The 25,274-nt window shown below is 74.0% G+C and carries 21 protein-coding genes; 15 read left to right on the forward strand and 6 right to left on the reverse strand.

Features of this window, described 5'->3' with window-relative positions; genetic code table 11:
- The first annotated feature begins 113 nt into the window (after positions 1 to 113).
- The 6 genes from ACGH2B_RS19330 (at position 114) to obgE (ending at position 8,197) form a co-directional block, all read left to right on the forward strand.
- Entirely contained in the window at positions 114 to 845 is a 732-nt protein-coding gene (locus ACGH2B_RS19330; protein WP_399091058.1) for a hypothetical protein, read from the forward strand.
- A 146-nt stretch (positions 846 to 991) separates the two neighbouring features.
- Positions 992 to 1,795, forward strand: a complete 804-nt coding sequence (locus ACGH2B_RS19335) for a TIGR03936 family radical SAM-associated protein (RefSeq protein WP_399091061.1) — start codon at positions 992 to 994, stop codon at positions 1,793 to 1,795.
- 217 nt (positions 1,796 to 2,012) lie between these two features.
- The gene (locus tag ACGH2B_RS19340) at positions 2,013 to 5,801 is read left to right on the forward strand and encodes a ribonuclease E/G (RefSeq protein WP_399091064.1); all 3,789 of its coding nucleotides are present in this window, start codon (positions 2,013 to 2,015) and stop codon (positions 5,799 to 5,801) included.
- Positions 5,802 to 6,032: 231 nt separating this feature from the next.
- Positions 6,033 to 6,353, forward strand: coding sequence for a 50S ribosomal protein L21 (gene rplU / locus ACGH2B_RS19345; RefSeq protein WP_399091067.1), 321 nt, complete (start codon positions 6,033 to 6,035; stop codon positions 6,351 to 6,353).
- Positions 6,354 to 6,367: 14 nt separating this feature from the next.
- Complete coding sequence (rpmA, locus tag ACGH2B_RS19350) at positions 6,368 to 6,625, forward strand: 50S ribosomal protein L27 (protein WP_399091070.1); 258 nt, start codon at positions 6,368 to 6,370, stop codon at positions 6,623 to 6,625.
- Between the two features lie 135 nt (positions 6,626 to 6,760).
- Positions 6,761 to 8,197, forward strand: a complete 1,437-nt coding sequence (gene obgE, locus ACGH2B_RS19355; RefSeq protein WP_399091073.1) for a GTPase ObgE — start codon at positions 6,761 to 6,763, stop codon at positions 8,195 to 8,197.
- A 69-nt stretch (positions 8,198 to 8,266) separates the two neighbouring features.
- On the opposite strand, the gene ACGH2B_RS19360 is transcribed toward obgE, so the two are convergent.
- From ACGH2B_RS19360 to ACGH2B_RS19380, 5 genes are all read right to left on the reverse strand, one after another.
- Positions 8,267 to 8,902, reverse strand: coding sequence for a lactate utilization protein C (locus ACGH2B_RS19360; protein ID WP_399091076.1), 636 nt, complete (start codon positions 8,900 to 8,902; stop codon positions 8,267 to 8,269).
- Positions 8,899 to 10,452, reverse strand: a complete 1,554-nt coding sequence (locus tag ACGH2B_RS19365) for a lactate utilization protein B (RefSeq protein WP_399091079.1) — start codon at positions 10,450 to 10,452, stop codon at positions 8,899 to 8,901. Before ACGH2B_RS19365 ends, ACGH2B_RS19360 begins: the two co-directional genes overlap by 4 nt.
- A complete protein-coding gene (locus ACGH2B_RS19370) occupies positions 10,449 to 11,216 on the reverse strand; it encodes a (Fe-S)-binding protein (RefSeq protein WP_399091082.1) in 768 nt (255 codons plus the stop codon). Before ACGH2B_RS19370 ends, ACGH2B_RS19365 begins: the two co-directional genes overlap by 4 nt.
- Positions 11,217 to 11,588: 372 nt before the next feature.
- Positions 11,589 to 12,359 (reverse strand): FadR/GntR family transcriptional regulator, encoded by a 771-nt coding sequence (locus ACGH2B_RS19375; RefSeq protein WP_399091085.1) that lies wholly within the window; start codon positions 12,357 to 12,359, stop codon positions 11,589 to 11,591.
- Between the two features lie 187 nt (positions 12,360 to 12,546).
- Positions 12,547 to 14,619, reverse strand: a complete 2,073-nt coding sequence (locus ACGH2B_RS19380) for a hypothetical protein (protein WP_399091088.1) — start codon at positions 14,617 to 14,619, stop codon at positions 12,547 to 12,549.
- 539 nt (positions 14,620 to 15,158) lie between these two features.
- On the opposite strand from ACGH2B_RS19380, the gene proB reads away from it, so the two are divergent.
- The 5 genes from proB to ACGH2B_RS19405 all read left to right on the forward strand — a co-directional run bounded on the left by proB (position 15,159) and on the right by ACGH2B_RS19405 (position 20,615).
- Entirely contained in the window at positions 15,159 to 16,235 is a 1,077-nt protein-coding gene (gene proB / locus ACGH2B_RS19385) for a glutamate 5-kinase (RefSeq protein ID WP_399097128.1), read from the forward strand.
- Between the two features lie 265 nt (positions 16,236 to 16,500).
- A complete protein-coding gene (locus ACGH2B_RS19390; protein ID WP_399091091.1) occupies positions 16,501 to 16,992 on the forward strand; it encodes a hypothetical protein in 492 nt (163 codons plus the stop codon).
- 451 nt (positions 16,993 to 17,443) lie between these two features.
- Positions 17,444 to 18,712: a glutamate-5-semialdehyde dehydrogenase gene (locus tag ACGH2B_RS19395; protein WP_399091094.1), complete on the forward strand. Its 1,269-nt coding sequence runs from the start codon at positions 17,444 to 17,446 to the stop codon at positions 18,710 to 18,712.
- Between the two features lie 106 nt (positions 18,713 to 18,818).
- Entirely contained in the window at positions 18,819 to 19,388 is a 570-nt protein-coding gene (locus tag ACGH2B_RS19400; RefSeq protein WP_399091097.1) for a hypothetical protein, read from the forward strand.
- 102 nt (positions 19,389 to 19,490) lie between these two features.
- Positions 19,491 to 20,615, forward strand: coding sequence for a hypothetical protein (locus tag ACGH2B_RS19405; protein WP_399091099.1), 1,125 nt, complete (start codon positions 19,491 to 19,493; stop codon positions 20,613 to 20,615).
- On the opposite strand, the gene ACGH2B_RS19410 is transcribed toward ACGH2B_RS19405, so the two are convergent.
- Positions 20,578 to 21,672 (reverse strand): M48 family metallopeptidase, encoded by a 1,095-nt coding sequence (locus tag ACGH2B_RS19410; RefSeq protein ID WP_399091102.1) that lies wholly within the window; start codon positions 21,670 to 21,672, stop codon positions 20,578 to 20,580. The genes ACGH2B_RS19405 and ACGH2B_RS19410 overlap by 38 nt on opposite strands.
- A gap of 131 nt (positions 21,673 to 21,803) precedes the next feature.
- On the opposite strand from ACGH2B_RS19410, the gene ACGH2B_RS19415 reads away from it, so the two are divergent.
- The 4 genes from ACGH2B_RS19415 to ACGH2B_RS19430 all read left to right on the forward strand — a co-directional run bounded on the left by ACGH2B_RS19415 (position 21,804) and on the right by ACGH2B_RS19430 (position 24,926).
- Positions 21,804 to 21,989, forward strand: a complete 186-nt coding sequence (locus ACGH2B_RS19415; RefSeq protein ID WP_399091105.1) for a hypothetical protein — start codon at positions 21,804 to 21,806, stop codon at positions 21,987 to 21,989.
- Between the two features lie 142 nt (positions 21,990 to 22,131).
- Positions 22,132 to 22,281, forward strand: a complete 150-nt coding sequence (locus tag ACGH2B_RS19420) for a hypothetical protein (RefSeq protein ID WP_399091108.1) — start codon at positions 22,132 to 22,134, stop codon at positions 22,279 to 22,281.
- 50 nt (positions 22,282 to 22,331) lie between these two features.
- A complete protein-coding gene (gene nadD, locus ACGH2B_RS19425) occupies positions 22,332 to 22,943 on the forward strand; it encodes a nicotinate-nucleotide adenylyltransferase (RefSeq protein WP_399091111.1) in 612 nt (203 codons plus the stop codon).
- A 24-nt stretch (positions 22,944 to 22,967) separates the two neighbouring features.
- Positions 22,968 to 24,926, forward strand: a complete 1,959-nt coding sequence (locus ACGH2B_RS19430; protein ID WP_399091114.1) for a LytR C-terminal domain-containing protein — start codon at positions 22,968 to 22,970, stop codon at positions 24,924 to 24,926.
- The last annotated feature ends 348 nt before the right edge of the window (positions 24,927 to 25,274 follow it).

Below are 25,274 nucleotides of genomic sequence, written 5' to 3' on the forward strand. Positions count from 1 at the left end.
CCCGTAAGGTCATCGAGGCGTGCGGGACGAAGCTCCGGCTCCGGGCGGGGGCCCGGGGAGCGAGGCCGCGCGCGGAACGACGGCGGTACGGCAAAGACACGGGGGAACGGCGCATGACGCACGGCGGCGTATCGAGGACGGCGGCGCCCGGTGGGGCGCCCGCGCCGGGCTGCTGCCTCGCCCGGCTGCTCGCGGTCCCCGTGGTGATCGTCATGGTGCCGCTGCGGCTCCTCTGGGACGGACTGTGCTGGATCGCCCGGCACGTCCTCGCCCCTGTCGGCCGATGGCTGTACGCGTGGGTGCTCGCGCCGGTGGGCCGGGCGGTGGCCTGGCTCTTCCGCCACTTGGTCGTGCTCCCGGTGGCGTTCCTGGTCCGGTACCTCCTCGTCGTCCCGGCCCGCTGGCTGTACCGCTGGGTGCTGACGCCACTGGGCCGGGCGACCCTCTGGCTGCTCCACCACATCCTGGTGGTCCCGGCCCGCTTCCTCGCCCGGTACCTGATCGTCGTCCCGGCCCGCTGGGTGTACCGCTGGATCCTCGCCCCGCTCTTCCGGTGGCTCGTGGTGATCCCCGCCACCGCCGTGTGGCAGTACGTGCTGTGGCCGGTGCTCCGCGCCCTCGGGGCGTTCCTCGCCGGCTGCTGGCGGATCGCCGGGCGGATCTCCCGGGCGGTGGGCCGGGGCATCGCGTTCCTCTGGCGATGGCTGGTGGCCCGCCCGTCGCGGTGGCTGTACCGCTGGGTGTTCACTCCGGTGGGCCATGGGCTGCGCGCCGTTCTCGGGCCGCCGCTGCGACTGGCGCGGGACGCCGCCCGCGAGGTCCGCCGGTCCCTGTTCGGCACCTGAGCGCGGCCCCGGCGGCGGCCGGAGCCCACCGCGGGGAACCGGCGGCGCGTGTGGCACGTACTCTTGGTAGCAGTACGACCGCACTCACGAAGGACTGAACGACACTGGGCAAGCGACAGCCCGAAGGCCCGCCGCCCGCACCGGCGGTGCAGCGCATCCGTCTGCGCTACACCAAGCGCGGCCGCCTCCGGTTCACCAGCCACCGCGACTTCCAGCGCGCTTTCGAGCGGGCCCTGCGCCGCGCCGAGGTCCCCATGGCCTACTCGGCGGGCTTCACCCCGCACCCCAAGGTGTCGTACGCCAACGCCGCCCCCACGGGTACGGGCAGCGAGGCCGAATACCTGGAGATCCAGCTCACCCAGGAGCGCGACCCCGCGACCCTGCGCGAACTGCTGGACGCGTCGCTGCCCGCGGGCCTCGACGTGACCGACGCCGTGGAGGCGCGGACCAGCGGTCTCGCCGACCGGCTCCAGGCCTCGGTCTGGGAGCTGCGGCTCGACGGCGTCGAGCCGGCGGAGGCCGAGCGGGCCTCGGCGGCGTTCCTCGCCGCCGAGGAGGTGCTGGTCGAACGCCGTACGAAGAACGGCATGCGGACCTTCGACGCGCGCGCCGCGGTGAGCGCGCTGGAGGTCACCGCCGCAGGCGGCGATAGGCCCGACGGCAAAGCCTGTGCGATACTGCGGCTGGTTGTTCGGCATGTGACACCTGCCGTTCGACCCGACGACGTCCTGTCCGGCCTCCGAGCCGCGGCCGACCTGGCGCCGCCGGTCCCCGCAGCGGTGACCAGGCTGGCGCAGGGGCTGCTCGATGAGGAGACCGGCGCGGTGACCGACCCGCTGGCGCCCGACCGCGACGCTGCCACGGCCGCCCCAACCACGGCCGCCGGGCCACGTGCCGCGACGGCGCCGAGCGGGGACAACCCGGCCGGTGCCGGGTACGGCACCGCGTAGAGCGCCGTCGTCGCGTCGCCGATCAACCAGGGAGCCACCCCGGTGCGGCAGACGCACTGACCAGGAGACTTTCGCCGGCCCCGGACCACGGGCCCGGTGAGCGAGACGACAGCTCCCGTGCGGCGCCCGCGCCCCGGACCGCAGGGCCGCGCTCATGACGCGGCACTGCGACCGGACCAGGCCCGGCGCCCGGGAGCGTGACGGGAGAACCGCCCGCATGCTCGAACCCATTGAGCCCACCGCACCCGCGCCGTCCACGGACCGTGGCGCGGACGACAACAATTCCCCCAGCGACACGCTGCCGCCGCGCCGCAGGCGCCGCGCGGCCTCCCGCCCGGCGGGCCCGCCGCAGGGCGCCGGAGCCACCGCCCAGGTGAGCGACGCCCCGCAGGCCGCGGCCGCGCCGCAGGCGCCCGCCGAGGAGACGCCCGCCGAGGCGCCCGCCGCGGACGCCGCTCCGGCCCGCCCGCGCCGCCGCGCCACCCGTAAGGCCACCGCCCCGGCCGGCGCCCCGCAGCCCGCCGCCGAAACCACCGAGGCGCCCGCGCCGCAGGCCCCGGCCGCCGAGGCCGCGCCCGTCGCCGATGAGGCGCCCGCGCCGCGTGCCCGTCGCCGGGCGACCCGTAAGGCCACCGCGCCCGCCGGTGCCCCGCAGAGCGCGGACGCGGCCCCGCAGGCCGTCGAGGCGCCCGCCGCCGAGGCGCCCGCGCAGGAGACGCCCGCCGAGGCGCCCGCCGCTCCGGCCCGCCCGCGCCGCCGCGCCACCCGTAAGGCCACCGCCCCGGCCGGCGCCCCGCGCGGTGCCGAGGAGACCGTGGCGCAGGCCCCGGCCGCCGCTCCCGTCGAGGAGGCGCCGCAGGCCCCGGCCGCCGAGGCCGCGCCCGTCGCCGATGAGGCGCCCGCGCCGCGTGCCCGTCGCCGGGCGACCCGTAAGGCCACCGCGCCCGCCGGTGCCCCGCAGGCCGCGGAGGAGACCCCGCAGACCGCCGAGGCGGCCCCGGCCGCGCCGAAGGCGGAGGCCGACGAGGCGCCGCGCCGTAAGGCCCGCCGCCGTGGTGAGCGGACCGCCGAGCCGGTCGCCGAGACGCCCGCCGCCGAGGAGGCGCCCGCCAAGGAGGCCCCGGCCCGTGGGCGCCGCCGTGCGCAGCGTCCGCCGACGGCCGTCTTCCAGGCGCCGGTCTTCGCCGAGCCGATGTTCCAGACCCCGGAGACCGCTGCCGCTGCCGCCGCCGCGGCCCGCCGCGAGGAGGAGGCCGCCGCGGCCGAGGCCGAGGTCGAGGTCGAGGTCGAGCAGCCCCGTGAGGAGCAGCCGTCCGGCCGCCGTCGCCGCCGCCGTGCCGAGCGGGCCGCCGAGCCCGTCGCCGTCGCGCCCGCCGAGGAGCCGGAGGAGAGCGCCGAGGAGGAGCCCGAGGAGGCCGAGGAGACGGCACAGCGCGAGGCCGCGCACGACGACGAGTCGGGCGACCGCCCCTCGCGCCGTCGCCGCCGCGGTGGCCGCCGCCGCCGTCGCGGTGAGGCCGCCGACGCGGACGAGCAGGCCGCCGAGGCCGCCGAGCAGCAGGAGAGCGCCGAGGACGAGGAGCCCGAGGAGGCCGCTCCGGAGCAGGACGGGGCCGACGAGCCGTCCGGCGGCTCCAGCAGCAGCCGTCGCCGTCGTCGCCGCCGCCGTCGCAGCGGGGACGACGGCGGGGACGGCGCCCACAACGGCGACGACCCCGAGCGCACCGTCGTCAAGGTCCGCGAGCCGCGCGAGCGCAAGGCCGAGTCCACCAGCGCCGACGAGGTCCAGTCGATCAAGGGCTCGACGCGTCTGGAGGCGAAGAAGCAGCGCCGCCGCGAGGGCCGTGAGCAGGGCCGCCGCCGGGTGCCGATCATCACCGAGGCGGAGTTCCTGGCGCGCCGCGAGGCCGTCGAGCGGGTCATGGTCGTCCGCCAGAGCGGCGAGCGCACCCAGATCGGCGTGCTGGAGGACAACGTCCTCGTCGAGCACTTCGTCAACAAGGAGCAGTCGACCTCGTACGTCGGCAACGTCTACCTCGGCAAGGTGCAGAACGTCCTGCCGTCGATGGAGGCCGCCTTCGTCGACATCGGCAAGGGCCGCAACGCCGTGCTCTACGCCGGTGAGGTCAACTTCGAGGCGCTGGGCATGGCCAACGGGCCGCGCCGCATCGAGACCGCGCTGAAGTCCGGCCAGTCCGTGCTGGTGCAGGTCACCAAGGACCCCATCGGCCACAAGGGCGCCCGCCTGACCAGCCAGGTCTCGCTGCCCGGCCGCTACCTCGTCTACGTGCCCGAGGGCTCGATGACGGGCATCAGCCGCAAGCTGCCCGACACCGAGCGCGCCCGGCTGAAGCAGATCCTCAAGAAGATCGTCCCCGAGGACGCGGGCGTCATCGTCCGCACCGCCGCGGAGGGCGCCAGCGAGGACGAGCTGCGCCGCGACGTGGAGCGCCTCCAGGCGCAGTGGGAAGAGATCCAGAAGAAGGCCAAGACGCCCTCGACGAGCGCGCCGAGCCTGCTCTACGGCGAGCCGGACATGACCGTCCGCGTCGTCCGCGACATCTTCAACGAGGACTTCTCCAAGGTCATCGTCAGTGGTGACGACGCCTGGGAGACCATCCACGGCTACGTCGCGCACGTCGCCCCGGACCTCACCGACCGGCTCCAGAAGTGGACGTCGGACGTGGACGTCTTCGCGACGTACCGGATCGACGAGCAGTTGATGAAGGCGCTGGACCGCAAGGTCTGGCTGCCCAGCGGCGGTTCGCTGGTGATCGACAAGACCGAAGCGATGGTCGTGATCGACGTCAACACCGGCAAGTTCACCGGTCAGGGCGGCAACCTCGAAGAGACCGTGACGAGGAACAACCTCGAAGCGGCCGAGGAGATCGTCCGCCAGCTTCGCCTGCGCGACCTCGGCGGCATCGTCGTCATCGACTTCATCGACATGGTCCTGGAGTCCAACCGTGATCTGGTGCTGCGGCGGATGCTGGAGTGCCTGGGCCGCGACCGGACGAAGCACCAGGTGGCCGAGGTCACCTCGCTGGGCCTGGTGCAGATGACCCGTAAGCGGGTCGGCCAGGGGCTGCTGGAGTCGTTCTCCGAGTCCTGCGTCCACTGCAACGGCCGCGGCGTCATCGTCCACATGGACCAGCCGACGACCACCGGCGGTGGCGGCAAGCGCAAGAAGAAGGGCAAGGGCGGCGAGCGCCACGACCACCACGAGCAGGCGGCCGAGCAGGCCGTGGAGCCCGCGGTGGAGCAGGCGGCCGAGCCCGAGGCGCCCGAGCTGGAGCCCGTGGCGGTGACCGAGGCGGAGCTGGTGCCCGCGGTGGCCGACGCCGACGAGTGGTTCAGCAGCCCGGCCGAGGCCGAGGCGGCCGCCGCCACCCGTGGCCGGGGCCGTCGCCGGGCGAGCCGGAAGGCGTCCGCCCCGGCGGGCGCGCCGAAGGCCGCCGAGGCCGCCGCGATCGTGGTGCCGGTCGTGGAGACCGCCCCGGAGCCGGAGGCCGTGCCCGAGGCGCGGCCCGAGGCCGAGGCGCCCGCCGCACCGGAGCCCGCGCCGGCCCGTCCGCGCCGCCGGGCGACCCGTAAGGTGTCCGCCCCGGCGGGCTCCCCGCAGGCCGCCGAGGCGACGGTGGTCGTGGTGGAGGCGCCGGAGAGCGCCGCGCCGCAGGCCGAGGCGCCCGTGGTGACGGAGGCTCCGGCGGAAGCCGACGGGGCGCCGGCCGAGGCCGCCGAGGAGGCGCCCGCCGCCAAGAAGACGGCGAAGAAGGCGGCCAAGAAGACGGCCACCGCCAAGAAGACGACCGCGAAGAAGACCGCGGCGAAGAAGACGACGGCCAAGAAGGCGACGGCGGCGAAGAAGACCACCACCGCCGCCAAGAAGACCGCCGCGAAGAAGACGACCGCGAAGAAGACCACGGCCAAGAAGACGACGGCGAAGAAGACGGCGGCCAAGAAGACCGCCGCCGAGCCCGCCTCGTCCGCCGCCGCGGAGGACTGACGGACGTGCCGCGCCCCGGGCCGGAGTGACGGCCCGGGGCCGGTTTGACCCCCAGGTCAAGGCCCCGTAACCTTGACCGTCGGTGTCTGTGTGACACCAAACCCCTGAGCAAAGACCTCCCGGCTCCCCGCCGGGGGAGGCCGCTCGTCCACTCGGATGTCACGGGAGTCTCCCAGGCCCGTGTGAGCGGCTGGCATCAGAGGATCCGTTTCCAGCGAAGGAGAGTTCCGCGTGTACGCGATCGTGCGCACCGGCGGACGCCAGCAGAAGGTCTCTGTCGGCGACGTCATCGAGGTTGACCGCATTTCCACCAGCAAGGTCGGCGACACCGTCGAGCTCTCGACGCTGCTGGTCGTCGACGGCGAGTCGGTCACCAGCGACCCGTGGGTCCTGGCCGGCGTGAAGGTCCAGGGCGAGGTCGTCGACCACCACAAGGGCGACAAGATCCGGATCCAGAAGTACAAGAACAAGACCGGTTACAAGAAGCGGATCGGCCACCGCCAGCTCCACACGGCGCTGAAGATCACCGGCATCGACGCTCCGGCGAAGTAAGGGACTGAGGAGACATGGCACACAAGAAGGGCGCATCGTCCACTCGGAACGGTCGCGATTCCAATGCTCAGCGGCTCGGCGTGAAGCGCTTCGGCGGTCAGGCCGTCAACGCCGGTGAGATCCTGGTCCGCCAGCGTGGCACCCACTTCCACCCGGGCACGGGCGTCGGTCGCGGTGGCGACGACACCCTGTTCGCCCTGGCCGCGGGCGCGGTGCAGTTCGGCACCTACCGTGGTCGCAAGGTCGTGAACATCGTTCCGGTCGCTGAGTGATCAGCCGCCGGGCGACAGCTCAGCAGTAGCACCACACCGAGGGCGGACCGCCTTTCTCGCACGTGCGGGAAGGCCGGTCCGCCCTTGGCGTGTTAGTACAGAGACATTCCCGTAGTTATCTGGAGGCACCTCACCATGACCACCTTCGTGGACCGCGTCGAACTGCACGTCGCCGCGGGTAACGGAGGCCACGGCGTGGCCTCCGTGATGCGGGAGAAGTTCAAGCCGCTCGGCGGTCCTGACGGCGGCAACGGCGGGCGCGGCGGCGATGTGATCCTCGTCGTCGACCAGGACGTCACCACACTTCTCGACTACCACCACCACCCGCACCGCAAGGCCACCAACGGCCAGCCCGGTGCCGGTGACCACCGGGCCGGGAAGAACGGCCAGGACCTGGTCCTGCCCGTTCCGGACGGCACGGTCGTCCTGGACCGGAAGGGCAATGTCCTCGCCGACCTCGTCGGGCAGGGCACCACCTTCGTCGCGGGGCAGGGCGGGCGCGGCGGGCTCGGCAACGCCGCGCTGGCCTCGGCGCGCCGTAAGGCGCCCGGTTTCGCGCTGCTGGGCGAGCCCGGTGAGGCGCGCGACATCGTGCTGGAGTTGAAGACCGTCGCGGATGTCGCGCTGGTCGGCTTCCCGAGCGCCGGTAAGTCCTCGCTGATCTCGGTGCTGTCGGCGGCGAAGCCGAAGATCGCGGACTATCCGTTCACCACGCTGGTGCCGAACCTCGGTGTGGTGACGGCCGGTTCGACGGTCTACACCATCGCGGACGTGCCGGGGCTGATCCCGGGCGCCAGCCAGGGCAAGGGGCTGGGCCTGGAGTTCCTGCGCCATGTGGAGCGGTGCGAGGTGCTGGTCCATGTGCTGGACACCGCCACGCTGGAGTCGGACCGTGACCCGCTCTCCGACCTCGACAAGATCGAGGAAGAGTTGGCGCAGTACGGCGGTCTGGAGGACCGGCCGCGTCTCGTCGTCCTCAACAAGGTCGACATCCCGGACGGTCAGGACCTCGCCGACATGATCCGCGGCGATCTCCAGGAGCGCGGTTTCCGTGTCTTCGAGGTGTCGGCCGTCGCCCGCCAGGGCCTGAAGGAGCTGTCGTACGCGCTCGCCGAGATCGTGGCGCAGGCGCGTGCCGCCAAGCCGGTGCAGGAGGCGACCCGTATCGTCATCCGGCCCAAGGCGGTGGACGACTCCGGCTTCACGGTCACGGAGGAGGGCGACCACTTCTACCGGGTGCGGGGCGAGAAGCCGGAGCGCTGGGTGCGGCAGACGGACTTCAACAACGACGAGGCGGTCGGCTACCTCGCGGACCGGCTCAACCGGCTCGGCGTGGAGGACGCGCTGCTCAAGGCCGGTGCGCACACCGGTGACGGCGTGGCGATCGGCCCGGAGGACAACGCCGTGGTCTTCGACTGGGAGCCGACGATGGCCGCCGGTGCGGAGATGCTCGGCCGGCGCGGTGAGGACCACCGGCTGGAGGCGCCGCGGCCCGCGGCCCAGCGCCGCCGCGACCGCGACGCGGCGCGGGACGAGGCGGAGCAGGAGTACGACGGCTTCCGCCCGTTCTGAGCCGTCCGGCACATGGCGAGGGCCCCGGGGAGTGTGTTCCCGGGGCCCTCGCCGTTGTGGTGTGTCCGGTCAGACGTCCGTCCGGATGATCACGTCCAGGGTGCGGGGGCCGTGGACGCCCTCGACGCGTTCCAGTTCGATGTCGGAGGTGGCGGACGGGCCGCTGATCAGCGTCGTCGGCCGTTCGGGGACGAGGCGGGCGACGGCTTCGGGGACGCCGACCTCCACGCTGGAGAGGTCCACGACGCAGACGTGCAGGTCGGGGACGAGGGTCAGGGCGCGGCGGCCCTGGCCCGGGGAGCCGTCGAGGAAGATCGTGCCGGTCTCGGCGCAGCTCACGGCGGAGGCGGTGACCACCCCGTCGAGGGCGTCGAGCGCGGGTGGTGGCACCGCCGGATCGTCCTCGCGGACCTCGCCGTCGTACGCGGCGAGCCAGGCGCGGTCGAGTCCGGCGGGGACGCCGACGAGGCGGGCGCCGCGGGCGGCCAGGACGGCGGCGACGGTGGCCGCGGTCTCCTCGGCGGTGCAGGGGTGGACCTCGGCGCGGTAGTCGACGAGCCGGTCGGTGAAGAGGGCGAGGCGGTCGGCGTCGGGGAGGGTGCGGCCGGTGCGGTAGGCGCGGGGGACGTCCGTCTCCGGTGCGGGGGCGAGCGCCAGGGCGTCGCGGATGCGGCCGAGGACCGTCTCGCGTGCGGTCGTGGTCACCGTTCCTCCTCGGGGGTGTCGGGGTGCGCGGCGCGCTGCCGGGCGCCTTCGGCGGCGGCGTCGCGCAGCGCGGCGGTGCCCTCGTCCGAGGTGAGCCAGGAGCGGAAGGTGTGCCGGGGCGGGACGGGGGTGTCGCGGCTCTCGCTCCAGCCGTTGAACGGCGGCGGCAGGTGCGAGATGGTGCCGTCGCGGCCACCGGCGACGCGGCCGATGCGGGCGGCGTTCTGCGCGGCGGTGTAGACCTTGGGCCGCTTCATCACGCCGGCCGCCGCCTTCATCGCGAGCTTCTCCGCGGTGGTACCGGACTGTTCGGTCTTCTGGTGGCGCAGCTCGACCAGGAGCGACGGGATGTCGATCTTGACGGGGCAGGCGTCGAAGCAGGCGCCGCAGAGGCTGGAGGCGTACGGCAGCGAGCTGTTGGGGTCGTCCTTGGCGGCGTGCATCCCGGCGAGCTGCGGGGTGAGGACGGCGCCGATCGGGCCCGGGTACGTCGAGCCGTAGGCGTGGCCGCCGGCGCGTTCGTAGACCGGGCAGACGTTGAGACAGGCCGAGCAGCGGATGCAGTTGAGCGCCTCGCGGCCGACGGAGTCGGCGAGGGCGGCGGTGCGTCCGTTGTCGAGGAGGACCAGGTGGAAGTTCTGCGGTCCGTCGCCGGGCGTGGTGCCGGTCCACATCGAGGTGTACGGGTTCATCCGCTCGCCGGTGGAGGAGCGCGGCAGCAGTTGGAGGAAGACCTCCAGGTCCTGGTAGCGGGGGATGACCTTCTCGATGCCCATGACGGTGATCAGCGTCTCGGGCAGGGTCAGGCACATCCGGCCGTTGCCCTCGGACTCGACGACGGCGAGGGTGCCGGTCTCGGCGACGCCGAAGTTCGCGCCGGAGACGGCGACCTTCGTCGTCATGAACTTCTCCCGCAGGTAGGCGCGGGCGGCGGCCGCCAGATGCGCGGGCACGGCGTCGAGATCCGGGTCGACGCCGGGGATCTCCTTGAGGAAGATCTGCCGGATCTCGTCGCGGTTGCGGTGGATCGCCGGGACGAGGATGTGCGACGGCTTGTCGTGCGCGAGCTGCACGATCAGCTCGGCGAGGTCGGTCTCGTACGGGGTGATGCCGCGGCTTTCGAGGTGTTCGTTGAGGCCGATCTCCTGGGTGGCCATCGACTTGACCTTGATGACCTCGCGGCTGCCGGTCGCCTCGATCAGCTCGGTGACGATGGCGTTGGCCTCGACCCCGTCGCGTGCCCAGTGGACGGTGCCGCCGCGCTCGGTGACCTTGCGCTCCAGCTCTTCCAGGAGGTCGGGGAGGCGGTTCATGGTGGCGGTCTTCAGCGCGGATCCGGCGTCGCGCAGCCGCTCCCAGTCGGGGAGTTCGCCGGTGACCGCGAGCCGCTTGGCGCGGATGGTGTGGGTGGCCTTGCCGAGGTTGCGGCGCAGTTGTTCGTTGCGCAGTTCGTCGTGGGCGGCTTCGGGGAAGCTGCGGTCGCCGCGGAGGTTGCCGGCGCCGTACGGGGCGCGGGGCGGGGCGGCGGGCATGCCCAGGAAGGTGCTCATCGGACGGCCTCCGTCGGGACGTACGGCGCGGTGCGGGTGGCGGCGAGGATCTGTGCGAGGTGCAGGGTGCGGGTGCCGGACCGGATACGGGAGAGTCCGCCGCCGATGTGCATCAGGCAGGAGGAGTCGCCCGCGGTGCAGACGGCGGCGCCGGTTTCGGCGATGTGGCCGAGCTTGTCGTGCAGCATCGCCGAGGAGGTGTCGGCGTTCTTGACGGCGAAGGTGCCGCCGAAGCCGCAGCAGGCGTCGGCCTCCGGCAGCTCGACGAGGTCGATCTCCTCGACCGCGCGCAGCAGCCGCAGCGGCTTCTCGCCGACCCGCAGCATCCGCAGCGAGTGGCAGGTGGGGTGGTACGTGACGCGGTGCGGGAAGTACGCGCCGACGTCGGTGACGCCGAGCACGTCCACCAGCAGTTCGGAGAGTTCGTACGTCTTCTTCTTGACGGTGGCGACGCCGGAGCGGAGCGCGGCGTCGCCGTAGCGCGCGGCGACGATCTCGTGCTGGTGGCGGACCGAACCGGCACAGGAACCGGACGGCATCACCACCGCCTCGATCGACGCGTCCCCGAACTGTTCCGCGAAACCGCGGACGAGGGGGACCGGCTCGCGCTGGTAGCCGGTGTTGACGTGCATCTGGCCGCAGCAGGTCTGCTCCGGCGGGAACACCACCTCGTGCCCGAGACGGGCGAGCAGCAGGGCGGTGGCCTTCACCGCGTCGGGGAAGAGGGTGTCCCCCAGGCAGGTGGCGAAGAGTCCGATACGCATGGAGCGCCTCCCACTAAGTTTACGGTCCGACCATTCTAGCGTCGGTCCGGAAGTCCGGGCGGGAGGCGGTACGGAACGGGTGCGTCGGACGTGCGCATGGGGGTGCCGGACGGCGGCGGGGGAGGGGAGCGCGGGCGGCTCGGGCATGGCGGAGCCGGGGCGCGGGGGCGCGAGGAGCCCGGTGGCGGGCGGGCCGGAGGCCGGGAATTACGGGGGCGCCGGGGGTGGGAGGCGGACGGGCCGCGGGCCGGAATGCGGGGCGGGGTGCCGGGAGGCGGGGTGCCGGAAGGTGGCGCGGGGTACCGGGAGGCGGGCCGTGGCCATGGCGAGCGCGGCCCCGGGTACGTGCGGCCCCGGCCACGCCCGTGCGGGCTACGCGCCCGCGTCCTCCGCCGCGCCGTCCTCGTGCTCGTCCTCGCCCTCGTCCTCGTCCTCCACGAGCGTCCCGTGGAAGCTGCGGATGTGGCGTTCGGCGAGGTCCGCGGCGGCGGCGCCGTCGCCCGCGCGGACCAGGCGGAGCAGTTCGGTGTGGTCGTCGTTGAGGGCCGCGGCGGTGGCCGGCCAGTCCTCGGCGTCCTCCAGGGCGCGCAGGATCAGCGGCCGGACCGACTCGCGGACCGCGGAGGTCAGCGTCGAGGTGAGGTCGTTGCCGGAGCTGCGGGCGATGGCGACGTGGAAGCGGGTGTCCAGATCGTTGAACTCCGCGGCGGACAGGCCCTCGGCGCGCAGCCGTTCCAGCAGCTCACCGGCCTCGTCCAGCGCCTCGGGCGCGCCGTGCCGCGCCGCCGCCTCGAAGCTGGAGCGCTCCAGGGTGACCCGGGCCTCCAGGACGTCGTGGAGGCTGTAGCTGCCGAGTGCGAAGTGCAGCCGCAGCAGCCGGCCGAGCGCGTCGTCCGGATGGCGCACGATCCGCGCCCCGGCGTCCGCGCCCCGGCCCGCCTGCGCCACCAGCACCCCGATGGTCTCCAGCACCCGCAGCGCCTCGCGCAGCGCCGAGCGGCTGACCCCGAGCACCGGCGCCAGCTCCCGCTCCGGCGGCAGCCGGTCCCCGGCCTTCAGCTCCCCGGCGAGCACCTGCGCCTCGATGCTCTCCAGCACCAGCTCATGCGTGCGGACCTGCCGCACGGGGCGCCACTCGGCCATCGGAATTCCCTCGGCTCGCTCTCGTACCGGACCGGCGACTGTCGCCTGCGGATGTCCCGTCCAGTCTATGGTCCGACCGCGTACGGACGGCCGCCGGGAGCGGGCGCCCGTACGCGGTCCGCGAACGCCGACGGGGCCCGCCGCTGACCGGCGGGCCCCGTCGGGCCGGTGTGCGCGCTCCGTTGGCTCAGACCGCCGCGGGCGCCTCCGGGGCGTCGGGCTCCGCCGCGCTCTCCTCTTCCTGGGCGCGCTGCCCGGGGATGCCGGCCAGCCGGTGCTCCATCCGGACGCGGCGGGCGTCGGCCTTGGCACACAGGTCCAGCGACGCCTGGTTGAAGCGGACCGGCGAGGGCGGGTCCGAGGGGCCGAGCAGGTGCTCCTTGAGCGCGGCGCGTTCGGCCGCGAGGGTGTCCAGCCCCGGGTCGCGGACGCTCGCCAGCAGCCCGGCGACGCCGTCCGCCTCGGGCGTGAGGATCGTCGCGGCGCGCACCGTCGGGAACTGCGTACGGAACTCCTCCTCCGCCATTCCGGAGGTGTTGGCGACCGCGTACGGCTTCTCGCTGGTCAGGTAGTCGGACACCACGCTGGAGACGTCGCTGATCAGCACGTCCGCCTGGTTGAAGCAGCCGAAGATGCCGGGGCGCGCGGTGGTGATGACGAGGTGCTCCCACGCCGGGAAGGACGCGAAGTAGGCGCGCTCCCAGGCGTCGGCGGCGGCCGCGACGGCGGCCGCGCGGCCCTGCGGCGGCGTGCCCTGGAGCCGCATCCGCTCCAGCTCGTCCGCGCTCTTGCGGAACGCCGAGGTGGTCAGCGCGGCCAGCTCCGCCTCGCACCGCTCCAGCTCCGCCGCGGCTCCGGCGTCCGGCCGCTCGCCGCCGCGCCGGGCGTTGGCCTCCGCGATCATCGCCTGGATACGGGCGTTGGCGGCGCCCGCCCGCCGGTCCACGGAGCCGGTCATCGGGTGCGGCTTGTACAGCAGCCGCACCTTCGGGTCGGCCAGCAGCGCCCGGACGATGTTCTCGCCGGCCAGGATCACCGAGGTGTTGCCCGGGTTGCCGTCCCAGCCCTCCCAGGTCGGGGCGTACAGCACCGTCGTCATCCGGTCCGCGGCGGGCGGGCCCGCGTACGGCAGGATCGGCGCGAGCTGCGGGCGGCCGACCTCGACGACGTCCTTGTCCTCCACGCCGATGTCGGCGAGCTGGTAGCGGTCGCGGGCCGCCGGACCCGCGACCCACACCTCGTCGTACGCCTTCGCGTACGGGTTGCAGGACGACAGCTTGTCGCTCTCACCGTGGTTGATGAAGGCGTGCTTGATGGAGGGGATACGCAGGATCTGCGAGGTCTTGCCGGAGTTCGCCGGGTGCAGCAGCAGCTTGAGCGCGGAGTGCTCCAGGCGCATCAGGTTGGCGACCTTGGGAATGCAGACGATCGGGATGTCCGTCGCCTCGATCTTCTGCACCATGAACCGCTCACGGAGCACGATGATCGGCTTGCCGTCGAGACCGGCGAGGGTGGAGAGCCACATGTTCGCCTGGTACGCGGAGGACGCGCCGCCGGAGAAGTACATACCGACCGTCGGCTCATACGCGGCCAGCCACCTGTCCAGCCACTCCAGGGCGCGCGCCTCGCCGAGGACGCGCTTCTTCGGCATCAGCCAGGTGCTCAGGTAGAGCGAGCCGCCGATCGACAGCAGCAGCGAGACGGCCAGCCCGATGCCGCCCCAGAACGCGTCCGTGGTGATCGCGGTGACCACCATGCCGGCCGTGGTGGGCACCGAGAAGCGCAGCAGCCGGCGGCCGGTCTGCCGGGACAGCAGCCGCGGCGGCGCGTCGGACAGCCCCAGCGCGCTCGCGTCGACGTTCCGCGTCACGAACGGCAGCGCGCGGCTGCGCCGCACCAGCACCGCGAGGGCCTGGCAGACGAAGTGCGTGCCGTAGAAGGCCAGCAGGGCGATGGTGAGCGGCGCCTGCTCGACGAGCGGGTTGATGCCGTCGATGTGCAGCAGGCCGACGAGGATCAGCATGTCGCGCAGTAGCTGACGAACCGTTACATCGAAGCGGACCCGGCCCAGCACGGCGAGCAGCCCGGGCTGCTTGTGCTGGAGGAACAGATCGAGGCCGAGGTTGGCCACGGACGCGACGATGAACAGGGGTATGACGGGCAACAGCGCACCGAGAAGCTGGGCGATGAAGGCGACCATCATCGCGAACAGCGCCGCGAGCTGTACGGCTCGTCGGGGGGCGATTCCGGCGGAAGGCACGGGGGAGGGCTCCTGGCAGCAAAAAGAGAAGGTCAGGTGGAGGCCGAGGGGGCGGCCGGGCCCCGCGCTGCGACGCCGCCTGGGCGGCGGAAACGGGACCGGTGGACACCCGACCGTATGACCTTGTTGGCTCCGGTGACAATCTGCTGTGGTTCTCATCACCGCGAATGCGGACCAAACGCGCGCAACCCCGAAGGCGTCATCGGCGTCTTAACCGACTTGTCCTCACCTCCCGGAACGTCAACGCCCTTGCCGCGCACCGGCGTCACGCCCCGCACCGCCCGGCGTGAGCGGGAGCACACCCCGCCGCCCGCCCGCGTACGCCGTCCACCACGCCGTCCGCCAGGCGATATCGCCACGCGGCCGCCCCGCCCGCTGCCGTAGATTGCCCGCACGGGCGGCCCGCGGGCCGCCCCGCACGGCGGCAACGGACGCGAGCACAGGGGTAGCAGGTGGCAGGGGCGAATCAGGGGACGGCGACCGGCGGGACCTCGGGAGCCGCGGGGCCGCGCGAGGGCGTCGCCGAGGCGCGCCGGGTCGTGGTGAAGGTCGGCTCCTCCTCGCTGACCACCGCCGCCGGCGGGCTGGACGCCGACCGCGTCGACGCGCTGGTGGACACGTTGGCGAAGTACCGCGACAAGGAGATCGTGCTGGTCTCCTCCGGCGCCATCGCCGCGGGCCTGGCGCCCCTCGGCCTCGACCGCCGCCCCCGCGACCTCGCCCGCCAGCAGGCCGCCGCCAGCGTCGGCCAGGGCCTCCTCGTCGCCCGCTACACCGCCTCCTTCGCGCGCTACGGCCGCCGCGTCGGGCAGATCCTGCTGACCAGCGACGACACCAGCCGCCGCGCCCACTACCGCAACGCCTGCCGCACCCTGGACCAGCTCCTGGCCATGGGCGCCGTACCGATCGTCAACGAGAACGACACCGTCGCCACCGACGAGATCCGCTTCGGCGACAACGACCGCCTCGCCGCCCTCGTCGCCCACCTCGTCCGCGCCGACCTCCTCGTCCTCCTCTCCGACGTCGACGGGCTCTACGACGGTGACCCGTCCACCCCCGGCACCTCGCGGATAGCGCAGGTCAGCGGCCCCGCGGACCTCGAAGGCATCGAGATCGGCAGCGCCGGGCGCGCCGGGGTCGGCACCGGCGGCATGGTCACCAAGGTCGAGGCCGCCCGGATCGCCGCGGCGGCCGGCGTCCCCGTCGTCCTGACCTCCGCGGTGCACGCCGCCGAGGCGCTGGCCGGCGGCCCCACCGGCACCCACTTCCTGCGCACCGGCCGCCGCTCCGCCGACCGTCTGCTGTGGCTGGCGCACGCCTCCACCCCGCGCGGCGCGCTGATCCTCGACGACGGCGCGGTGCGCGCGGTCGTCGAACGGAACTCCTCGCTGCTGCCCGCCGGGATCGCCGCGGTGGAGGGCGAGTTCACCGCGGGCGACCCGGTCGAGCTGCGGGACCCGTCCGGCACCGCCGTCGCCCGCGGACTGGTCAACTTCGACGCCCGGGAGATCCCCCGGCTGATCGGCCGCTCCACCCGCGACCTCGCCCGCGAACTGGGACCCGCCTACGAGCGCGAGGTCGTGCACCGCGACGACCTCGTCCTCCTCGGCCCCTGACGCCGGGGCGGCGCCGCCGGATCCACCCGCCCCACCGGTGACGCCGCCGTCAGCAGCGGGCGCGGCGGCGCCCGAACCGGAGCGGTGTGCCCCCTTTCCGCGGGGACCTTCGGCAAAACGCCCCCGCGACGCTCCGTGGACTGGTCCACTTTGTTGCGGGGGCGCCGCATCTGAGGGGCGCCCGCAACACGCCGAGGAAGACCGCACCGATCGGCCCCGCGCCCGCGCGAGGCGATTCGCATCATTCGCAGCACAGGAGGCCGCCGTGGTACGAGGGCGTCCAGGGGCACCGCGCCGGGGGACGGCGGGGGCCGGACTGATCAGCGTCGGGACCGGCACCCCGCCGGACGTCCGGCCCGACACCCCACGCGACCGGCCACGCGCCGCACCGCAACCGGCGCCCGACGGCCGCGAGCCGTCCCGCCTGTGGCACGTCACCCTCAGCGTCTCCGGGGCCGACGCCCCGCTGGCCGACGTCCGCCGCGCCCTCGAACAGCTCGCCCACGACCACCCGTTCCTGCTGACCAGCCGCTACGCCAACGACCACGCCGAGATCCGGTACTGGGAAGAGGCCCGCGACCTGCACGACGCCGCCGCCGTGGCCCTCCGCCTCTGGGGCGAACACCGCTCCACCGCGGGCCTGCCCCCCTGGGAGATCGTCGGCCTGGAGGTCATCGACCGCGACACCTACCACCAGCGCATCGCGGAGGGATACGGCCCCCCGCCGGCGGCGCCGGTGGGGGTACACCCGTACTGAGGGGGCGGGGCGACCGGGCGGACGCGACCGGCCGGTGCGTGCCGTGCGGCGCGGCCGAAGGGCGTACCGGGTGCCGGTGCGTGCCGCTGGGCAGGACGCCGGGCCCCAGCCCCCAGGGCTGTCGGGCACGCGGCCGCCCGACGTATCGGGCCGCCCGGCGTATCGGGCCGCCCGGGGGACGCGGCCACCCGGCGCATCGGGCCGCCCGGGGCACGCGGCTGCCCGGCGTATCGGGCCGCCCGGCGCACCGGGCCACCCGAGGCACGCGGCCGCCCGACGTATCGGGCCGCCCGGGGGACGCGGCCGCCCGGCGCACCGGGCCGACCCGCACCCGCAGCCCCGCGCCCGGCCGCCCCGCCGGGCCCGGCGACGTGCGTCCGACCGTCCCCGCCCCGTCCGCTCCCTGAACCACCCCGTGGATCCGCGTCGCCGCTCGTCTAGTCTTCCGCCCATGACCAGCAGCGCCTCGCACTCCTCACCCGTTCTCGCGACCGCGGCCCGCGCCCGGGAGGCCGCGGCCCTCCTCGCGCCGCTGCCGCGGACCGACCGCGACGGCGCCCTGCTCGCCATCGCCGACGCCCTCGTCGCCCGCACCGACGAGATCGTCGCGGCCAACGCCGAGGACATCGCCAAGGCCCGCGCCGCCGGCACCCCCGAATCGCTGGTCGACCGGCTGACCCTCACCCCGGAGCGGATCGCCGCCATCGCCGGTGACGTCCGGCACGTCGTCACCCTGCCCGACCCGGTCGGCGAGGTCGTCCGCGGCTCGACCCTCCCCAACGGCCTCGACCTGCGGCAGATCCGCGTCCCCCTCGGCGTCGTCGGCATCATCTACGAGGCCCGGCCCAACGTCACCGTCGACGCCGCCGCCCTCTGCCTGAAGTCCGGCAACGCCGTCCTGCTGCGCGGCTCCTCCTCCGCGTACGCCTCCAACACCGCCCTCGTCACCGTCCTGCGCGACGCCGTGGCGGGCGCCGGGCTGCCCGCCGACGCCGTCCAGTTGGTGCCCGGCGAGAGCCGCGACTCGGTCAAGGAGCTGATGCGCGCCCGCGGCCTGGTCGACGTGCTGATCCCGCGCGGCGGCGCCTCGCTCATCCGCACCGTCGTCGAGGAGTCCACCGTCCCGGTCATCGAGACCGGCACCGGCAACTGCCACGTCTACGTCGACGAGGCCGCCGACATCGACATGGCGCTCGGCATCCTCATCAACTCCAAGGCCCAGCGCCCCAGCGTCTGCAACGCCGCCGAGACCGTCCTCGTGCACGCCGGGATCGCCGAGGCGTTCTTGCCCCGCGCCCTCGAAGCCCTCACCCAGGCCGGGGTGGTCGTCCACGGCGACGCCGTCTGGCAGCAGGCCGGCCCCGGCCTCGTCGCCCCCGCCACCGAGGAGGACTGGGCCACCGAGTACCTCTCGTACGACATCGCCGCCGCCGTCGTCCCCGACCTCGACGCGGCCGTCGCCCACATCCGCCGCTGGTCCTCCGGCCACACCGAGGCCATCGTGACCGGTTCGCAGGCCGCCGCCCGCCGCTTCACCCAACTGGTCGACTCGACCACGGTCGCCGTGAACGCCTCCACCCGCTTCACCGACGGCAGCCAGTTCGGCTTCGGCGCCGAGATCGGCATCTCCACCCAGAAGCTGCACGCCCGCGGCCCCATGGGACTGCCCGAGCTGACCTCCACGAAGTACCTGGTCACCGGCGACGGGCACACCCGCTGACCCCCGGCCGGACGACGGCCTCGCCCCGGACGCCACCGGCAGCCCCGGGCGAGACCGTCAGCTCCGCTCCCTGCCCGAGCCGCCCGGACGGGGCTAATCTGGACGCGTGCCGGACGACGCGGGGGGCACGCCGTTCCCGGACGGCGAACAGCCCGACGAGCACGACCACGGGAGCCACGGAGCGGCGGACGAGGACTTCGCCTCCGTGGTCTTCGACGAGGCGTTCGTCCGCGCCGCGCAGATCCACGAACCCTCCGCCGTCGAACGCCTCGTCGCCGCCGCCGAGGCCCGCGCCGGCCTCGCCGTCGGCCCCGAGCACGACGGCGGCGACCCCTACGACGACCCCCGCGGCCCGAGCCCGTACGACGACGACACCTTCGCGCCCTACGGCCCGTACGGCCCCTACGGCGGCGCGCTCCGTCCCTACCGCGGTACCGCCCACTGGCACCGCCCGGTGGCCTGGGTGCTCGCCGTCGTCATGGGCGTCGGCCTCGTCGCCCTCGCCTTCACGGCCGTGCAGCGCGGCGGTGGTGGGGCCGCCCCGGGGCGGCCCCCGGCCTCCACGGACGCCCCGTCCGGCGGCCCCGCGCCCGGCCGTGGCCCGGCCCGCCCCGGCCTGCCGCCGCCCACGTCCACCGGGGCCGTCCCGTCGTCCGAGCCGCCCCGGACGCCCTGACGCCCCCGGCGCCGCCCCGGCCGCCGCGCGCTCCGCGCCGCCGGGCCGTATCCGTCCGCCCCACGACGTTTACGTCCCACCCCGCCGACCTACTCTGGTGATATGAGCGGACGAGGTGACCCTCCCGAGGGGACGCCGGAAGGCGCTCCGGGAGGCGGCGAGGACGAATACCGGTCGATGGTCTTCGACGAGTCGTTCATCCGCGCTGCCCGGCTCCAGGAGAACTCCGCCGACGAACGCCTCGGCGAACACCACGCGCCCGCCGTCCGCCCCCGCCGCCCGTGGACGCGGCTGCCCGGCTCACGCCAGGCGCTGCTGCTGGTCCTGCTGATCGTCATCGCCTTCGGCACCGCCATCTACATGGGCGTCCGCCACCCGTACAAGACGGCCGATCCCGGGCCCGGCGCCCAGCCGCTGCGATCGTCGGTGGTGCCGCTCACCCCGCCCGGCGCGGTGCCGGGCGGCGCCCCCGGTGACCTCTTCGCCCACAGCCCGGCCGCCCACTTCAAGACCGGCGCCGCCGGGATCACCATCCCGTCGAACGCGTCCCGCACCGCGCACTTCTCCGGCGGTCAGGTCATCGAGGCCCTGCGGCTGGCGAAGGAGTACCTGATCCGCTCCTCGGTCGACCCGGCCACCCTGACCGGCGGGAACGTCCGCTCCGTCCGGCTGCTGCTGGACACCGGGCAGCTCGATCAGTTCGACCGCTCCATGGCGCGCCCCGTCGACGACGGACGGCACGCGGCGACCGGCTGGCTGGTCCGCCTCGACCGCTCCACGACGGCGCTCGCCGACCGGAACGTCCGCGTCTCCGGCACCCTCGCCACCTCCGAGAGCGGCCCCGACTCCCTGGAGGTCACCGCCGACTACACCTTCGTCTACGCGGTACGGGCCACCGGCGGCGCGGCGCAGCACGCCGAGCACGGCACCGGGAAGCCCGTGCCCGGCGCCTCCTCGCTCTTCACCGTCCGCCGCGAGATCCGCTTCCGGCTGGACCGCGAGGACCTCGCCGACCACCGGCTGGAGGTCGCGCAGAGCACCCTCCAGGCCGGGCCGATGACCTGCTCCCCCCAGGCGGACGTCCTGCGCCCGCTGCTGGCCGGCCAGCGCGCGGGGGACGCCCGTCCGGCGGGTACCGATCCCTACTCCCGCCAGTGGGCGAACCCCTCGCTCTGCGGCCGGCTCGCCGCTACTTCCCAGCCGGCTCCGAGCCACCCGATCCGTTAGCGCCGTCGCCACCGGAGCCACCGGGGTGCTGCGGGCCGCGGAAGACCGTGTCCCGCAGCTTGCCGCCGAGGTCGCCCGCACCGCCCGCGATGTCCCGCACCAGGCCCATCAGCGGGTCCTTGCTGTTACGCACCGAGTCGGCGTAATGGGACGCGGAGTCGCGGAAGGAGTCGGACACCGAGGTGTCCTTGTCCTCGTCACGCCGCGGGTAGTGGCCGTCCATGATCCGCTGGTAGTCGCGGCTGGCCGCCCACTTCTTCAGCTCGGCGGCGCGCACCGTGGTGAAGGGGTGGCTGCGCGGCAGGACGTTGAGGATCTTCAGCACGGAGTCGCGCAGATCGCCGCCGGACTCGTACTCCTCCGCCTGCTCCAGGAACGCGTCGACGTTCATCTCGTGCAGGTGGTTGCCGCCCGCCAGCTTCATCAGGCCGCGCATCGACGCCTGGACGTCCTGCCCGACCAGCAGACCGGCGCGGTCGGCCGACAGCTCCGACTTGCGGAACCACTCGCGCAGCGCCGTCACGATCGCCATCACCGCGACGTTGCCGAGCGGGATCCACGCCACCCGCAGCGCCATCTTCGTGAGGAAGAGCAGCAGGGTGCGGTAGACCGCGTGCCCGGACAGGGCGTGCCCGACCTCGTGGCCGATGACCGCCCGCATCTCCTCCTCGTCCAGCAGCTCGACCAGACCGGTGGAGACCACGATGATCGGCTCGTCGAGCCCGATGCACATGGCGTTGGGCTGCGGGTCCTGATTGACGTACATCGGCGGGACCTTCTCCAGGTCCAGGATGTAGCAGGCGTCCCGCAGCATGTCGTTGAGGTGCGCGAACTGGCGGTCGCCGACGCGCACCGAGTCCGACAGGAAGAGCAGCCGCAGGCTGCGCTCCGGCAACAAGCCGCTGAGCGTCTTGAAGACGGTGTCGAACCCGCTGAGCTTGCGCAGCGCCACCAGCGCCGACCGGTCCGCCGGGTGTTCGTACGAACGGGACGAGATACCGGGGAACCGCCTGCGGTCCCGGCTCGGTACCCGCTCGCCGCCTGGGCTCTCCGTCATTGGGGCCTCCCCCTGTTCGACTGCGTGTGATTCAGACTAGAGGACGCCGCTGACAGCCGATTGGATGCTCGGGCGTACGCTGACCTCGCACCACATGACCGCACAGTCCCGTACAAACGGAGCGCCCCGCCATGACGATTCCGAGCGTGCTGCTCGCCGCTTCCGACGCCGCCGCGACGGCCGGTGCCACCGGCGTCTCCCACGCCAACGACGGCCCCGGATGGCTGCTCCGCGGCGTGATCATCGTCGGTGTCCTCGGTGCGGCACTCCTCGCCTGGCTCCTGCTGCGCGGCTACGGCGACTCGGACGGCAACTGACCGGACGCGGCCGGGGGAGTGAGGCCGCCGGGCGGCCGTCCGCGCCGGTCGCCGGCGGAGTCGCCGTGAGCCCGCGCGGGCCCGGCGCTTACGATGTGGCGGAAGTCTCTGCCCGCCCCCAGCCCGGATTGGTCCCCCGACAATGAGCCTGCACACCCCCGCACAGTCCCTGGTCTCCCTCGCCGAGGGCGGCCAGCACGACAGCCTCAACCCGCTCGTCACCGGCGGCGGGGCTTTCGTCGTCCTGCTCCTCCTGCTGGTCATCACCACCCGCTTCAACCGGGACCGCTGAGCCGGTCCCCGGCCTCCGGCAGCGCGCGGCGCCCAGTAGGGTCTGCACGCATGGGAGAGCACACAGAGCCCGTGAAGCGGCGACTCGGAGTGATGGGCGGGACCTTCGACCCGATCCATCACGGACACCTGGTCGCCGCCAGCGAGGTGGCCAGCCAGTTCCACCTCGACGAGGTCATCTTCGTCCCGACCGGGCAGCCGTGGCAGAAGAGCCACAAATTGGTGTCCCCGGCCGAGGACCGTTATCTGATGACGGTCATCGCGACCGCGTCGAACCCGCAGTTCTCCGTCAGCCGCATCGACATCGACCGCGGCGGCAAGACGTACACCATCGACACCCTGCGTGACCTGCGGGCGCTGCACGGCGACGCCGATCTGTTCTTCATCACCGGCGCCGACGCGCTGGGGCAGATCCTCACCTGGCACGACGCCGAGGAACTGGTCTCCCTGGCGCACTTCATCGGCGTCACCCGGCCCGGCCACGTCCTCGCCGACCCCGGGTTGCCCGACGGCGCGGTCTCCCTCGTCGAGGTGCCCGCGCTCGCCATATCCTCCACCGACTGCCGGGCACGCGTCGCCCAGGGCGACCCGGTCTGGTACCTGGTCCCCGACGGCGTGGTGCGCTACATCGACAAGAAGCAGCTCTACCGCGACAACGGCTGACGGGGCGGATCGAAAGGGGCACCGGTGACCGACCGACAGGACCCGTACGGGCCGCAGGACCCGTACACCCCCGACCCGTACGCCCACGAACGGCGGCAGGGCCGGCCGGAGTACACCTACGACGCGTACGGGCAGCCGGTGCGGGACACCGCGCCCGGCCAGGACCAGCACTACGACCCCTACGGGCGGCCCGCCGCACCGTACGGCGACCCGGCGTCCTACGGCGGCCACGACCCCTACGGGAGCCAGGCCCAGGGCTACGACGGCACCGCCCAGGGCTACGACCCCTACGGGAACCCGGCGCCCGGCGCCCCCGCACCGCAGCAGAACTGGGTCCCGCAGCAGGCCCCCCGCCCCCCGTACGAGCAGGCGCCCTACGCGCCGCCCGCCCATGAGCCGTACGAGCGGTCGTACGAGCCGTCGTACGAGCCCTCCGCCTACGGGCAGGACGCCTACGGCCGGGCCCCCTACGGGGAGCAGGGCCACGCCGGGCAGCAGTACGGCGCGCAGGGGTACGCGCAGCCCGGTCACGCCGACCCGTTCCAGGGCGGGGGCCGGGTGGAGCAGGACGTGCCGCAGGGCTACCCGGACGTGCCGCAGAGCTACCCGGAGGAGCCGCAGCGCCACCGCGAGCAGCCGCCGCGCCCCCCGGAGCAGCGCCGGTCGCCCGAGGACGCGGACCGGGCCGACGGTTCCGGACCGTCCGCGTCCGGTGCCGACCGGGACCCGGAGTACCGCACGGAGCAGTTCGCGTTCATCGAGGAGCCCGACGAGGACTCCGAGGACGTCATCGACTGGCTGAAGTTCACCGAGAGCCGCACCGAGCGCCGCGAGGAGGCCAAGCGGCGCGGACGCAGCCGCCGGGTGGCCCTCGTGGTGGTGCTCGTCCTGCTGGTGACCGGCGGTGTCGGTTACCTCTGGTGGGCCGGGAAGCTGCCGGGGCTGAGCGGTCCGGGCGCCCCCGCCGCCGAGGCGGGCGCCGGGCAGAAGCGCGACGTCCTCGTCGTCCACCTCCGTGACACCCGCACCGGCGACAGCTCCACCGCCCTGCTGGTCGACAACGAGACCACCGGCAAGGGCACCACCGTCCTGCTGCCGAACAACCTCATCCTCACCAAGGACGACGGCACCGCCACCACCCTCGGCAAGTCCGTCAAGGACGACGGCACCGAGCCCACCCGGGACGCGCTGGGCACCCTCCTGGGCGCCGATCTCAAGGCGTCCTGGCGGCTCGACACCCCGTACCTGGAGAACCTCGTCGAGACCGTCGGCGGCGTCTCCGTCGACACCGACACCACGGTCCCAGGGGCGAAGAAGGGCGACTCGCCCCTGGTCAAGCCGGGCCGCGACCGTCTCCTCAACGGCCAGTCGGCGGTCGCCTACGCCACCTACCGGGGCCCCGGCGAGACCCAGGACAAGCAGCTCGCACGGTTCGGCCAGATCATGCAGGCCACGCTGAAGAAGGTCTCCAGCGACGCCGACGGCGCCACCGCCACCGTGAAGTCGCTGCTCCAGGTGCTCGACCCGCCGCTCACCGAGGCGCAGCTCGGCAGCTCGCTGGCGGTCCGCGCCGAGCTGGCGAAGACCGGCGCGTACGGCACGCTGCTGCTGCCGGTACGGGCCAACGGCACCCTGGGCCCCGAGGCGGCCGGTTCCGTCGTCAAGAACGTCCTCGGCGGCACGGTCAGGAAGACCGACCCGGACGCCACCCCGCGGGTCTCGGTACGCAACGCCACCGGCGACGCCAAGACCGCGGCCAAGGCGCAGGCGGCCCTGGTCAACGGCGGCTACACCTACGTCAGCGGCGGCACCGCGGGCGCCGCCCAGGCCGCTTCCCAGGTCACGTACGCGGACGCCGCCGACCGGGGCAAGGCGGACGAGGTGGCCAAGACGCTGGGCCTGCCGGCGGGCGCGGTCCACAAGGCCGGCGGCGCCGCCAACGCGGACATCACGGTCGTCCTGGGCCAGGACTACCGGGGCTGACCGGCACGGAACGGGGCCGCCGTCTTCCCGAACGGGAGGCGGCGGCCCCGTGGCGTACGGCCCGGCCCACGACGCGAGGGGCCGCCACCGGGGAGACCGGGGTGGCGGCCCCTCCCCCGTAGGGGCCCGGCCGTCACCTGCGGCTTGAGCGGGCGGCCCCGTGGCGTACGGCCCCGGCTCCGGGGCGGAGGGCCGCTCCCGTACGGGCCCGGCGTCCCCGGGGTGACGAAAATCCCCGGCCGGGGTGTCGGTGGTCCGTGAGACCCTTGAGGGGAATCCGAAGCCGCTCGCACCGCCCGCCCGGGCGGTGGCGCCGTGGGCCGCGTGCCCGGGGCCGGCGGCCCGTCC

The organism is Streptomyces sp. BBFR2, assembly GCF_044497305.1.
GTDB lineage: Bacteria > Actinomycetota > Actinomycetes > Streptomycetales > Streptomycetaceae > Streptomyces.

Bases quoted from the DNA above. Each gene is read 5' to 3' on its own strand.
- ACGH2B_RS19330 (WP_399091058.1), top strand. From the start codon at position 114: ATGACGCACGGCGGCGTATCGAGGACGGCGGCGCCCGGTGGGGCGCCC.
- ACGH2B_RS19340 (WP_399091064.1), top strand. From the start codon at position 2,013: ATGCTCGAACCCATTGAGCCCACCGCACCCGCGCCGTCCACGGACCGT.
- rpmA (WP_399091070.1), top strand. From the start codon at position 6,368: ATGGCACACAAGAAGGGCGCATCGTCCACTCGGAACGGTCGCGATTCC.
- obgE (WP_399091073.1), top strand. From the start codon at position 6,761: ATGACCACCTTCGTGGACCGCGTCGAACTGCACGTCGCCGCGGGTAAC.
- ACGH2B_RS19365 (WP_399091079.1), bottom strand. From the start codon at position 10,452: ATGAGCACCTTCCTGGGCATGCCCGCCGCCCCGCCCCGCGCCCCGTAC.
- ACGH2B_RS19370 (WP_399091082.1), bottom strand. From the start codon at position 11,216: ATGCGTATCGGACTCTTCGCCACCTGCCTGGGGGACACCCTCTTCCCC.
- ACGH2B_RS19375 (WP_399091085.1), bottom strand. From the start codon at position 12,359: ATGGCCGAGTGGCGCCCCGTGCGGCAGGTCCGCACGCATGAGCTGGTG.
- ACGH2B_RS19395 (WP_399091094.1), top strand. From the start codon at position 17,444: ATGACCAGCAGCGCCTCGCACTCCTCACCCGTTCTCGCGACCGCGGCC.
- ACGH2B_RS19405 (WP_399091099.1), top strand. From the start codon at position 19,491: ATGAGCGGACGAGGTGACCCTCCCGAGGGGACGCCGGAAGGCGCTCCG.
- ACGH2B_RS19410 (WP_399091102.1), bottom strand. From the start codon at position 21,672: ATGACGGAGAGCCCAGGCGGCGAGCGGGTACCGAGCCGGGACCGCAGG.
- ACGH2B_RS19415 (WP_399091105.1), top strand. From the start codon at position 21,804: ATGACGATTCCGAGCGTGCTGCTCGCCGCTTCCGACGCCGCCGCGACG.
- ACGH2B_RS19420 (WP_399091108.1), top strand. From the start codon at position 22,132: ATGAGCCTGCACACCCCCGCACAGTCCCTGGTCTCCCTCGCCGAGGGC.
- nadD (WP_399091111.1), top strand. From the start codon at position 22,332: ATGGGAGAGCACACAGAGCCCGTGAAGCGGCGACTCGGAGTGATGGGC.